This is a genomic window from Marinobacter bryozoorum (assembly GCF_023156245.1).
GTDB classification, from domain to species: domain Bacteria; phylum Pseudomonadota; class Gammaproteobacteria; order Pseudomonadales; family Oleiphilaceae; genus Marinobacter; species Marinobacter bryozoorum.
Genome location: NZ_JAKZAH010000023.1, coordinates 49,805 through 61,506, shown reverse-complemented (window position 1 = coordinate 61,506; position 11,702 = coordinate 49,805). Strand labels below are relative to the sequence as shown.

Sequence of the window (11,702 nt, the reverse complement as noted above, 5' to 3'; positions counted from 1 at the left end):
ATTGCAGTCCTTTTTTGGTCATCCAGATTTGGCTTACATCTCCGGGTGATGTTCGCTTACTTTATTTCGGATTAGTAGGTCCAGGAGATGCGAGCAATGGAACCGAGCATGCCCTGCCCGCCCATCCAGGACCGGTAGAGCACCGTCTCCCAGGTCAGGCCCGGGAAGTTGAACACGCCGTCCACATACTGCCCCCACCAGGCGACATAGGTAAGCGCGACAATGCACAGGCAGGGGATAAACCAGCCCGTGGTGCGCCGAGCAAACTCCAGCACCAGCACCACGGCCACAATCGACACCAGCCAATCGGCGGTGGAGAAAACCACACCGCGGTCGTAGAGCGCGTCCTCGAAACCCATGAGGTAGAGCGCACACCCCAGCGCCGCCAGCCCCAGGGCCAGGTCGACCCAGAAAACCGCACGCTGAACCCCTGCCCGCTCACTACGGATCAGGGGCATTGCCAAGGCGCAGAGCAACCCGAACAGGCCAAAGTGCAGGGCCGAGGTCCACAGCTCCGACAACGTCGAGAAGGTATTGAACCAGAGGTGGACCAGGGCAATGCCGATGGCCAGCGCAAAGATCACCCGGCCAATGACCGGGTGTTCCAGGCGCTCGGGGGCCTCTTTCGGACTTTCTTCGCGGATCTTTTCCAGTCGGGCATCAGCCCCGGCATCGTCACTGCGTGGTTGTGTCACACACGATTTCCCCTGTTGATCGCCGGATTACTGCGCTTTCAGGCGATCGGGGATCTCGATGCCCTGCTCCTCATAGAACCGCTGGGCGCCAGGGTGCAGCGGCATGGGCAGGCCCACGATGGCCTTCTCCAGCGCCATGGCCTTGGTGGCCGCATGGATGTTGTTGAGGAACGGCAGGTTCTCGTAGATGGTCTTGGTGATCAGGTAGACGTCTTCCTCAGGGACGTCTTCCCGCACGGCAAGGATGTTCGGCTGAGCAATGGTGTTGATAACTTCATCCTGGTTGGGATAGGTGCCCGCCGGAATCTCGTAGGCCGACCACAGCTCGAATTCACTGTTAACCTCAGCCAGCTGCTCCTCGGTGAAATTCAGTGTAACAATGTCATCCCCCATATTGGCGTAGGCCCGGGTCACCGCGGATGCGGGCACACCGGCCGGGATGTTCATGCCATCGATATTGCCATTCTGCAGCGAGTCGGCGCTCGGGCCGTAGCCCATGTAAGCCATTTCGATCTCATCCAGGTCAATGCCGACCTTGCCGAGGATAAAGCGCCCGGAGCCTTCTGTGCCCGAGTTCCGGGCGCCAATGGAGAAGGTCTCTCCATAGAGGTTCTTCATATCCTCGATAGTGCCTGTGTCCGCATGTTCACTGCGAACCACGAAGTGCTCCACGTTCTGCCACAGCATCGATACCGAACGAACGTTCTTGTAGGCCTTTGGTACCGGGTCGGTTCCCTCCCACGCCCAGGCACCATAGAGCCCCTGGAGGATGCTGAACTGGGCCTGGTCCTCGTCCATCAGTTTGAGGTTCTCGCCGGAACCGGCGGAGCTGATGGCCGAAACGGAGATGTTCTCGGTGGGCTCAAGCTTTACCTTGACCAGTGTGGAAATGGCCACACCCACCGGGTAGTAGGTACCACCCGTGGTGGCTGTACCCATAATGTACTTGCCTTCCGCCTGCGCGGTCATGGACAGGCCAAGGCTGGCAGCGGCGAGCAGTGCGGTAGCGGATCTGAAAATGGTGTTCTTTGTCATGGTCTGGTCCTTCCCTGATCGGATTGTTGTCTTTATCAATCAATGGATCAGGGTAAATCTAGACCAGTGTAGCCAATACGGCCACTACTCCAAACGTCGTAGATAACAAGAGAAACCAGGAATGGCTGAGGCGGGGCAGGATGAACCGGGGGAGCCCTGCTCCCCCGTGGATAGCCGTATCAGTTATCGACTGCGTCTTCGGCGCGATCAGAGATTTTATCAGCGCCTTCTTTCACGTTATGCCAGGCGGAAGAGGTAGCCTGCTTGGTGTCTTCCCAGGCACTACGGCTGGTTTCCTTGGTGTTCTGCCAGGCCTGGCTCAGGCTCTCGCGAGTCTGGTTCCACCAGCTCTCATCGTATTCAGGCAGGGCCTTGATCTCGTCCTGGGTAGCTTCCATGTGGACTTCGTAGTCCTGGTCATCGAACTCGTCGCCGTCGTCGTCCTGCTCCTCGCGGACGGTGAAACTGCCACGCTCGGCAACCACGTCACGACCACCAAGGCCCAGTACATCGCCGGTCTTGATAACCAGGGAATGCACCGACATGTCGTCCCCCATGAGAATGTCTTCCACTTCACCGACTTCCTCACCGTTACTGTCATAGACGTCGGCATCCATCAACTCATCCGCTGAATAGAGCCCCTGTGCTGCCTGGGCTGACAGACCAAACGCCATTGAACCGGCGATCAGGGAAATGCCCATTGCGCGAACCAGACGTGTGCGTTTCATAGTGAACTCCTTCTTCCATAAACTCCCGGAAAATGGCTGACCCTAACGGGCCAAGCCAGGGAACGTGATGTGTGATGCCGATCACGTTGCCGATAAAACTAGCAACGGCGTCGCGACAGTCCAAGTGACGGAATGGCAATGAAACTTGCGGGAATTACGGACAAAAAGTCCTGAATTTCGGCTATCAATCGGGTTTTAGCTAACCGAAGAACCAGTAACAGACGCCGATGGCGGTCACGATGCCCGCCAGGTCCGCCAGCAGGGCACACGCCAGGCCATGGCGGATCCGCCGGATACCCACCGCGCCGAAGTAAACCGCCAGTACGTAGAACGTCGTCTCGGTGCTGCCCTGCATGGTGGCTGCCATCAGAGCCGGGAAGCTGTCTACGCCAAACGTGTCCATGGTTTCGATCATCATGGCCCGGGCACCACTGCCGGAGAGCGGCTTTATAAACGCCGTGGGCAGGGCATCAACGAACCGGGTATCCCAACCCAGTGCCTCTGCCAGCCAGCGGAAGCCCTCCAGCCCCGCCTCCAGCACCCCGCTGGCCCGCAAAACCCCTACCGCTACCAGCATGGCCACGAGATAGGGCAGCAGGCTGAGGGCCACCTGAAGCCCCTCCCTGGCACCTTCGATAAACGCGTCGTACACGTTCACCCGTCGCAGGGCCGCGATGGCCAGGAAACCCACGACAATACCGAACAGGGTCAGGTTGCCCACCAGGGTCGACGTGGCCTCCAGGGCCTGGGCAGACATGCCTGCCAGTGTGGCCAGCAACAGGCCAAGCGCTGCAGCGCCAGCTACCAGGTAGGCCAGCACTACCGGGTGCCAGAGCTTCAGCCTCTGCACCAGGGACACAGTCAGCAGCCCCACCAGGCTGGAGGCCGACGTGGCCAGCAGAATGGGCAGGAAGACGGCGGTGGGTTCGGCCGCGCCCTGCTGGGCCCGGTACATGAAAATCGTCACCGGCAGCAGGGTCAGGGAGGAGGTGTTCAACACCAGGAACAGGATCTGGGCGTTGCTGGCGGTATTCTTGCTTGGGTTGAGTTCCTGCAGGGAATGCATGGCCTTGATGCCGATGGGCGTGGCGGCGTTGTCCAGGCCCAGCACGTTAGCCGCAAAGTTCATGGTGATGTGGCCCATGGCCGGGTGTCCGCTGGGCACTTCCGGCATCAGTCGCCGGAACAGGGGGTCCAGCAAACGAGCGAGCACGTCCACCAGGCCGGCTTTTTCAGCAATGGCGAGAAACCCCAGCCACAGGGTCATGGTGCCGGCCAGAACCAACACGATTTCCACGCTGAGTTCGGCCATATCGAACAGCGCGGTTACCAGGCGGCTGAACACTTCCGGGTCGTTGTTACCCAGCCACTGCCACAGTGCGGCCGCAAAGGCCGCCAAGAAGAAGCTGAGCCAGATTCCGTTCAGCATGGACTGCTGGCCTCCCTGCCCGTCGGCCCGCACGCAACGGAGCCGTGGCTTCCTGTGCCATTCGCCATCCTCACCAGGCCCGTTCGCGCAGGCCGCCGGCCCGGCGCGCCCGACCGCCAAGCCACAGCAATACGGGCACCAAAGCCCGCAAAAGCGCCGCCAGTGGCAGCATCAGCCAGCGCAGGAGGATCAGTACCGGCAACAAAATCAGCGTCCAGCCTGCCCACTGCACCAGCCACGTGGGCAGGCCGGCAACCCGGGCAACTTCTGCCAGCACATCACTGATCACAACCGGGTGGCGGATCACAAGGTAGCCGGCGCCAATGACCAGTGGCCAGCGGGCATAGCGGGCGCTGCGCAGGACCATTCTTCCGGCACCGGTCACCCGCGCCGCCAGCGCGGCGGAGCGGGTCGAAAACCCGGCCCCTCGCGTAGTGGCTGCGGCGGCCCGGCCGGCGCGTAGTACCTTTACTGAGCTGGCAAAGACCAGCACATCCACCGATGCCCAGCCAATGTCAGACAGGCGGATTTCCTCGCCGGTGCGTTGACGGGTCTCCAGGGTACGGATGCCGCTGGTAAAGAAATCGGTGACGCCCTCGGTGATGCGCTCGGTCTGGATCCAGTGAACGGAACCGTCATCCGCCACTTCGAACTGGCCAAGAAAGCCGTGGCCCTCGGCATCAATAAAGTTAACGGCATACCAGCCACGCTGTTCCGGGATCAGTTCCGGAGCGGGTTCACCCTGTTCTGGCGCTTCAGGCGAAGTGGCGCTCTCATCCCGGGAAGGCTGGAAGCTCTCCACAAATTCCCGTATCCGGTCATACTGGCGGGACAGGGCATTCATTGATTCAATCGTCGCTACCGGGTTGTCGATAAAGTAGCTCACCGGTGGTAATACTGCTTCACCATAACGGCCCAGGATATCCCGGAACTCGCGTTCCGAGGCGTAAAGTGGCAAAACCCGGGCTGCCATATCCGGATAGCGCATGACCGCTGCCCGGGCCTTCAGGGACACCAGGGGATCATCCGACAGGTCCAGCAATGCCGCCTGTAGCTCAACCGGCAGCTCCTCCACCCGGGTCACATCGGGCAGGGATTCCTGCGCCTGAATCCGGACAAGTCTTTCTTCCAGGGGCTCGGGCTCATGCCACCCGGCCACGCCGGCGGCCAACACGCCGGCCAGTACCATCAGCACCACCGCAGTTTTCAACCGGGACACCTCGCGCTTTGGTCAGCAACAGATGCCCTCCAGCTTATACCATCCCTGTCAGGTTCTCCTATGGCTGCTCGGTCGGCACCACGCAAGACTCACATCACGTACATCCGGAACGGCATCCACAATCCCATGGCCACCATGATGAGGTTTTCCGTCAGCGAGACAAAGCCCAGGGGCACGTTGCTGTTGCCGCCCACGCAGGCGCACTTCAGTTCCCGCCGGTCAATATAGACCGCCTTGAAAACCGAGAAGGCCCCAATCGTGCCGATAAACAGGGCAATCGGCGATGCCAGCCAGATCAGTGCGCCCGCGAGCATGAGGATGCCCGCCAGGGTTTCACCAAACGGATACAGGTACCCGTAGGCCACCTGCCGCTGGGCCAGCAGGTCATAGTTGAGGAACATGGTGCTGAAGCTTTCCACGTCCTGCAGTTTCTGCAACCCCAGCAGGATCATCGCGATGGCGACAAATTTCTCAACGGTCATCAGGGAAAAAACGGCATGGTCGAAGAACCACATAACGCCAACGGCCATCAGCAGCGCCGTTCCAAATATCGCGATGACGGGTTGATAGCTGGTGTCGTCGTCCGGATCGTCCAGGCCAAAGTGTACCCTCAGTTCGTCATAGCCGCCGACACGCTGGCCATCGATAAAGGTCTGGGGCGTGGTATCCACGTTATGCTCGTCCTGGAACCGGTCCACTTCATCCCGGCTGGTAAGATGGTGGTCTTCCACCGTATAGCCTTTTCGTTCGAGCAGGAACTTGCTTTTCATCCCGAACGGGCAAAGATGTTCCGACATCACCATGCGATAGAGCTGGGCTATCTTGCCTGAATTCGCATTCTCCACTCGAGCTGCCTCCTCGGCGTTGCACGCCGATACCGGATAAATCAATCACGTTCTCCTGTTCAGCCTAGCAGTGGCCATGGCGCATTTGTGCCCAGCGCCCTTACGGTTGCGTAATACCGTCAACCGCCAGGATCTGTCTGCGCCGAATGACCAAAAGGCTTGCGCAATGGCTCCGGCCGCGTTAGATTCAGGTTTACTGTCAAACAAATCGATTTTCATACCCATGAATCTGAACGCCGTTGTCGTAATCGTGAAGCTAGTCCTGGTGGTCGTGGTGCCATCCGGGGGCTTTTGCGTGGACAGACGGTTGATTGACTGACAGACCAGACGAACACCAAGGCCCCCGGCACCGAAAGGTTCCGGGGGCTTTTTTTTGCACCTGAGAAAGCAAAGGGAAAACACCATGAACGGCGCACAGCACATCCTGGAGGCATTCCACCGCCACCACATCGACACGGTTTTCGGCTACCCCGGCGGCTGTATCATGCCGCTATACGATGCCCTGGTGGACGATGCGGTGGTGGAACATGTGCTGTGCCGCCACGAGCAGGCCTGCGCCCTGGCTGCCGATGGCTACGCCCGTGCCAGCGGCAAAACCGGCGTCTGCATTGCCACCTCCGGCCCCGGCGCCACCAACCTCATCACTGGTGTGGCCAATGCCCACCGGGACTCGGTTCCCATGGTGGTAATCACCGGGCAGGTGCCTTCCGCCCTGATCGGCACCGATGCCTTCCAGGAAACCGACATGCTGGGCATGGCCCTGGGTATCGTAAAACACAGCTACCTGGTGGAGCAGGCCGACGAACTGCCGGGCATCCTGGAGCAAGCCTTTCACCTGGCCAGCGAAGGGCGTCCCGGCCCGGTCTGGATCGACATTCCAAAGGACATCCTGCTGGCCGAGGTGATCGCCAGGCCGGCCGTTCAAGAAGTCGAGACCGGCAACGAGGACGTTGATGTCTCCAAAGTCATGGCAATGCTCAAGGCCAGTCAGCGACCCCTGTTATACAGCGGAGGCGGTATCTCACTGGCCCATGCGGAAGAAGCCTTCCGGGCCTTTACGGAGACCTCCGGTCTACCCGGCGTCACCACCCTCAAGGGGCTGGGTAACGCCGGCAAACGGGCACCGAACGATCTGGGAATGTTGGGCATGCACGGCTCCCGGGCGGCCAACCGGGCGGTCGCCGAATGCGACCTGCTGCTGGTAATCGGCGCCCGCCTGGATGACCGGGCCACAGGCAAGCTGGAGGCGTTTGCTCCCAATGCCCGGACCATTCATATCGACGCTGACGCCGCCGAGTTCAACAAACTGCGGCCTGCGGATCTTACCCTTAAGGGTGATCTGACAACGATTCTGCGGGCTCTCACGGGGGAAGTCGAAACGTCACCCCTGGCCATCAGCCACTGGCAGCAAACCTGCGGTCAGTGGCATACCACTGGCGGCTTCCATGCAGCGGATAACGACGACCCCTACGCCCCCATCCATGGCCCGGCGTTTATTCGCCAGCTCTCCCGCATCGCCCCCGACGACACCGTCATTGCCTGCGACGTTGGCCAGCACCAGATGTGGGTCGCCCAGTACTATGACTTTGACCATCCCCGCCACCACCTGACCAGCGGCGGCCTGGGCACCATGGGCTTCGGCCTGCCGGCAGCGATCGGTGCACAGTTCGCCGACCGGGACAGTATGGTGATCAACGTGACCGGTGATGGCTCCTTCATGATGAACGCCCAGGAGCTGGCCACCATCCGCCGTTACCAGCTACCGGTGAAGATCATCATCCTGGATAACCAGTGCCTGGGCATGGTCCGCCAGCAACAGGAGCTGTTCTACAACAACCGGGAAAGCCAGATCGACCTGGACGATAACCCGGACTTCCTGACCATGGCGAAGGCGTTTGGTATCCACGCCCTGCACATCAACCGTAGTGACCAGGTCCGCCGCGGGATCGAAACCCTGCTGGCCTACCGGGGCCCGATGCTGCTGCACGTCGCCATCGCCCGGGAAGAAAACGTCTGGCCCATCGTCAAACCTGGCGCCGGCAACACCGACATGATTGACGAAACCCACCGCCCACGACGCAACAAGGAGCACGTAGCATGAACCCGCAACCGAAGGCCGCCAGCTACCAGATACACTGCCGCATGACCCCGGAAGCCGCCGCCCTGGAACGCCTTTGCCAGGTGGCGCGGGTTCGCGGTTTCCGCATTACACGGATGGCCATGGAGCAGGTCGGCAACTCGCTGGATATCGCCCTCACCCTGGAAGGCACGCGGCCTATCGGGATGCTGCAAAGCCAGTTAGAGAAGTTACAGACGGTGGTTGGTGTGACTCTCGCAGACCAGGAACAACCGTTGGCCGCAAATCAGGAGTATCGGGTGACAGCGTCGTAGCGGCTGATAACCCTAGCTCAACTCCAGGAGCCGTATCAGATTATCCCGGAACGCCTCGGCCGATGGGCGCCCTACCAGGCCCTCGGCCAGGCGGATCGTCTTGCTGCCATCTTTCACGGCGAGGGCCATAAAGTCGGTCGTACGCCCACCCTGGCCCATACTAATACCACCATGGAACGTCAGCTGCTCTGCGTGCATCAACTTTCCCTGACGCCGCCAGAGTGGCAGGCCAAGCCAGTAGCGCACGGTCGATACCCGTGTACCCTTGACGGATACGGTAAGGCTCCGGCCCATCATGAAGACACCGCCGATTACCAGCGGCAAACCGATGAGCAGGAAAGGGACGCTCATCATGTAAAGAAAGGCACCTTCCGGTTCACCCAGACGCCACATCCAGGCACCAAATCCCGCAAAGCCTGAACCGAACAGTATCACGGTCAGCTTCATAAAAAGATGCCGTCCGATTCGGCTGTGTAGTACCCATCCACCAGCCTGTCGGCGAACCTCTATCTGTTCGGCAGCTTCCGAGATTGCCCGAATCCGGCCCTGTTGTTCATGGTAACGAACATGAGACTCACTGAGCCGGACAGCGGAGCGTGCGGTACCTTGCTCGACGGGACATTCGTAGGTTCGCCGGAGGGGATGGCGCCCTCCACCGTGGAGCAACAGGCGCCATTTCACCTGATCCCGACCCTGAATCCCCGAGGCATGCAGGTTATCGGGAGGCTCGAAACGGAACAGTATCTCCATTCCCTTGCCCAGCTCGCGCACCTCGGGCACCTGATCCTCATGCCAGAGCATGTTTTCCAGCCCACTACGATTACTTCTGCTGGCATCCACCTTCAGGCACTGAAGGGTTACCACCCACTCTCCTTCATCAGAACCTTTCGCCAGGGCAATTCGTCCCCCAACGTCGCCTCCCACCTGACCCGGTGCCGGGTCCAGTGACAAAGGGGCGGGGCCGAAACGCCGCCAGCCTCGCCAGGTCTTCCAGGCGGTATAGCCAAGCCAGAAACCCACGACAGGGAATAACAGAAAGAAAAGAACATACCAGTTCCCCTCCGCCAGCTGCGCAGGCATGGCAGCGTAGGCCGGATAGCCCACGGCCAGAAACGCAAACGACAGAAAACCCTGTAACCAATAGCTCTGTTTTTCCGTAGAGGCAATCGGGCCTGTGCCCGTAGACGCTGCAGAAGGTTCACGCACCCCCGTCCAGACGAGGAACACACCGGCACCGGAGAAAATCGCACCAAACGCCGCCATGAAGCCCATCTTTTTCCAACGTAGCTCTCTCACCAGGTAGCTTTCGGACGGAGCGTCCGGATTGACCCAGGCCTTCAGGCTTCCCCGGCTTTGTGCGCGTTCCAGACGTGAGACCAGCCGCTCATTATAGCGGCTGATATTGTCGCTGCCCCGGTCGTAGCCCACTCGCCTACCGGCGTACGGGCGCCCTTCGTAAACATAGTGATAGCGAGCGTCGACAGCATTGGTCGTACCGCTGTCGGCAACTCTGTTGCTGGTTAGCCGGGCATATTCAAGCTGAGCCGGCACCCGTTCCCACCCGGACGTGAGTCCATGCTTGATCAGAGTATGTAGCGGTCCAAGTACAATCACGCCCAGGCCCGCCAACAGAAAAACAAGTCCGAAAATAGCCGGGGCGATTCGGTAACGCTTACGGGTATCTTCCGATGCCACGCCGATAGCTCCTATACCAAGGGTTCCTGATCGTCAGGGAAGGATTGTGCACGAACAGGCAGCCGGTTGGCGGTGATCCGGCACACAGGGCACAACTGAAATGATCGGATGCTTACCGGAAAACGTGCTGAGGTCTCACTATCCAGGCACGGCCATGCAAAACATTCCCGGGCACAGTAAAGTTCGGGAAAATTATCGCTAAGCCAACAAAGGAGTCCAGGATTGTTCAGCGCCGCATTTATCGGGATGGGGATACTACTGCTGATCCTGAGCCGGGGCCGCTTCGGCGACCAGGACCGCTTTTTCAGTAACAGCTACACCGTACCAGGTACGGTGGCCGAACTCGTGGAACAGCACTTCCTCGCCGGCACCAGCCAGCGGCAGCCGCGTATCCGGTTCAGCACGGATGAAGGCCTGTTTGAATTTGATGCGCCGGTTCGAGCCAGGGCCCATGGTCTCTGGCCTGAAAGGAAGGTGGACGTCCACCTGAGCCAGGACTTTCCAGGGGTTGCCATGCTCAAGCTTCACCAGCACCAGCGTGCCCCTGCATTTATACTGGTCGGCGCAGTGTTTATCGGGATCGGCCTGTTCAACCTGCCTGCGATGGTGGACGAGGTAACAGACTATCCGATGCTGTCGTTACTGATGCTGGCGGCCGTGGTTGCTACCGGTGCAGCCAGGGTCAGCGCGTTCCGTAACTTCATGGCCAGTTATTACGGATTGAGTGACAACATACGACCCGTATCCGATGCGGATATTCGCCTCTCGTGCAGTAATTCAGACGTCCTGACAGGAGAGCCTGAAACTGAATCCCTGCGCCAGCCGCGTGGCATTCACACTGGACCTGCCGGTGGTTAACAAGCTTGATTAGTGTTGCCCTTGCGCTTGCTCCGACGACGACGCCATAGCATTCTTCCACGGCGACCTCATCATTCGCTCACGGGGATACCACCATGCACCTGCCCTTCTGGCTGACCACCGCCGGCCTGTCACCCGTGCTGCTCTATCAGGGCAAACAGGCACGGCGCAATACCGTGCGACTACCAGAGGCGGGCGGCGAGCCTTTCGGGCAGTACGGCGAAGGTATTCCGGAACGGCGGATACTGGTGATTGGCGAATCCACCGCGGCCGGGGTTGGCGTGCAAACCCACGACCAGGGGCTGGCCAGTCAGCTTGCGAGACGGCTGCATGAACGTACCGGTCGGGTTACCGCGTGGCATACCTTCGGCATCAATGGCGCCACCCTCGCCGAACTGATGGACCAACTCGATACCGACGCCCTGCCCGAGGCGGACCTGGTCCTGCTGAGCATGGGGGTGAATGACACCACAGCCCTGACACCCCGCAGCCGGTTCCGGCAGCAATTGGTAACCCTGGGCGAGCAGCTGCGCAATCGCTACGACTCACCACTGGGATTGCTAAGCGTACCGCCCATGCACCGTTTCACCGCATTGCCATCACCGTTGCGGCAGGTCATGGGCTGGCGGGCGCGGCAGCTGGACGGTGTTTACCGGAAGCTTGCCCGGACGCAGCCGGAGGCCTTCGTCCACCTTTGCTACCCGCCCGTCACTGATTCCGAGTTGTTGGCGGCTGATGGCTATCACCCAGGTGAGAGCGGCTACCGGCTTATGGGTGAAACCCTGGCAGAGCTGGTAGATCAGTAAA

11 protein-coding genes are annotated in these 11,702 nt (G+C 60.2%); 4 read left to right on the top strand and 7 right to left on the bottom strand.

Going from position 1 to position 11,702, the window contains the following annotated elements; all coding sequences use genetic code 11:
• Positions 1-71: 71 nt before the first annotated feature.
• The 6 genes from MLC59_RS13100 to MLC59_RS13075 all read right to left on the bottom strand — a co-directional run bounded on the left by MLC59_RS13100 (position 72) and on the right by MLC59_RS13075 (position 5,951).
• On the bottom strand, positions 72-695 hold the full coding sequence (locus MLC59_RS13100) for a hypothetical protein (RefSeq protein WP_248234792.1): 624 nt from the start codon (positions 693-695) through the stop codon (positions 72-74).
• Positions 696-722: 27 nt separating this feature from the next.
• A complete protein-coding gene (locus MLC59_RS13095; RefSeq protein WP_248234789.1) occupies positions 723-1,730 on the bottom strand; it encodes a TAXI family TRAP transporter solute-binding subunit in 1,008 nt (335 codons plus the stop codon).
• 179 nt (positions 1,731-1,909) lie between these two features.
• A complete protein-coding gene (locus MLC59_RS13090) occupies positions 1,910-2,458 on the bottom strand; it encodes a PRC-barrel domain-containing protein (RefSeq protein WP_248234788.1) in 549 nt (182 codons plus the stop codon).
• A 199-nt stretch (positions 2,459-2,657) separates the two neighbouring features.
• A complete protein-coding gene (locus MLC59_RS13085; protein ID WP_248234786.1) occupies positions 2,658-3,887 on the bottom strand; it encodes a nucleoside recognition domain-containing protein in 1,230 nt (409 codons plus the stop codon).
• Positions 3,888-3,957: 70 nt separating this feature from the next.
• A complete protein-coding gene (locus MLC59_RS13080) occupies positions 3,958-5,097 on the bottom strand; it encodes a hypothetical protein (protein WP_248234785.1) in 1,140 nt (379 codons plus the stop codon).
• Between the two features lie 98 nt (positions 5,098-5,195).
• The gene (locus tag MLC59_RS13075) at positions 5,196-5,951 is read right to left on the bottom strand and encodes a MauE/DoxX family redox-associated membrane protein (RefSeq protein WP_248234782.1); all 756 of its coding nucleotides are present in this window, start codon (positions 5,949-5,951) and stop codon (positions 5,196-5,198) included.
• Positions 5,952-6,354: 403 nt separating this feature from the next.
• On the opposite strand from MLC59_RS13075, the gene ilvG reads away from it, so the two are divergent.
• Both ilvG and MLC59_RS13065 read left to right on the top strand, forming a co-directional pair.
• Positions 6,355-8,052 carry an acetolactate synthase 2 catalytic subunit gene (gene ilvG / locus MLC59_RS13070; protein WP_248234781.1) on the top strand — a complete coding sequence of 566 codons (1,698 nt, stop codon included), beginning with the start codon at positions 6,355-6,357 and terminating at the stop codon, positions 8,050-8,052.
• Positions 8,049-8,342 carry an ACT domain-containing protein gene (locus MLC59_RS13065; protein ID WP_248234778.1) on the top strand — a complete coding sequence of 98 codons (294 nt, stop codon included), beginning with the start codon at positions 8,049-8,051 and terminating at the stop codon, positions 8,340-8,342. The genes ilvG and MLC59_RS13065 overlap by 4 nt, the downstream gene beginning before the upstream one ends.
• A 12-nt stretch (positions 8,343-8,354) precedes the next feature.
• Here MLC59_RS13065 and MLC59_RS13060 read toward each other — a convergent pair whose 3' ends face one another.
• Complete coding sequence (locus MLC59_RS13060) at positions 8,355-10,037, bottom strand: DUF3592 domain-containing protein (protein WP_248234776.1); 1,683 nt, start codon at positions 10,035-10,037, stop codon at positions 8,355-8,357.
• A 222-nt stretch (positions 10,038-10,259) separates the two neighbouring features.
• On the opposite strand from MLC59_RS13060, the gene MLC59_RS13055 reads away from it, so the two are divergent.
• Positions 10,260-10,895 (top strand): DUF3592 domain-containing protein, encoded by a 636-nt coding sequence (locus MLC59_RS13055; protein WP_248234774.1) that lies wholly within the window; start codon positions 10,260-10,262, stop codon positions 10,893-10,895.
• 95 nt (positions 10,896-10,990) lie between these two features.
• Positions 10,991-11,701, top strand: a complete 711-nt coding sequence (locus tag MLC59_RS13050) for an SGNH/GDSL hydrolase family protein (protein WP_248234773.1) — start codon at positions 10,991-10,993, stop codon at positions 11,699-11,701.
• The last annotated feature ends 1 nt before the right edge of the window (position 11,702 follow it).

Excerpts from the sequence above, each read along its gene's own strand:
- MLC59_RS13050 (WP_248234773.1), top strand. The coding sequence starts at position 10,991 with ATGCACCTGCCCTTCTGGCTGACCACCGCCGGCCTGTCACCCGTGCTG.
- MLC59_RS13065 (WP_248234778.1), top strand. The coding sequence starts at position 8,049 with ATGAACCCGCAACCGAAGGCCGCCAGCTACCAGATACACTGCCGCATG.
- MLC59_RS13090 (WP_248234788.1), bottom strand. The coding sequence starts at position 2,458 with ATGAAACGCACACGTCTGGTTCGCGCAATGGGCATTTCCCTGATCGCC.
- ilvG (WP_248234781.1), top strand. The coding sequence starts at position 6,355 with ATGAACGGCGCACAGCACATCCTGGAGGCATTCCACCGCCACCACATC.
- MLC59_RS13095 (WP_248234789.1), bottom strand. The coding sequence starts at position 1,730 with ATGACAAAGAACACCATTTTCAGATCCGCTACCGCACTGCTCGCCGCT.
- MLC59_RS13085 (WP_248234786.1), bottom strand. The coding sequence starts at position 3,887 with ATGCTGAACGGAATCTGGCTCAGCTTCTTCTTGGCGGCCTTTGCGGCC.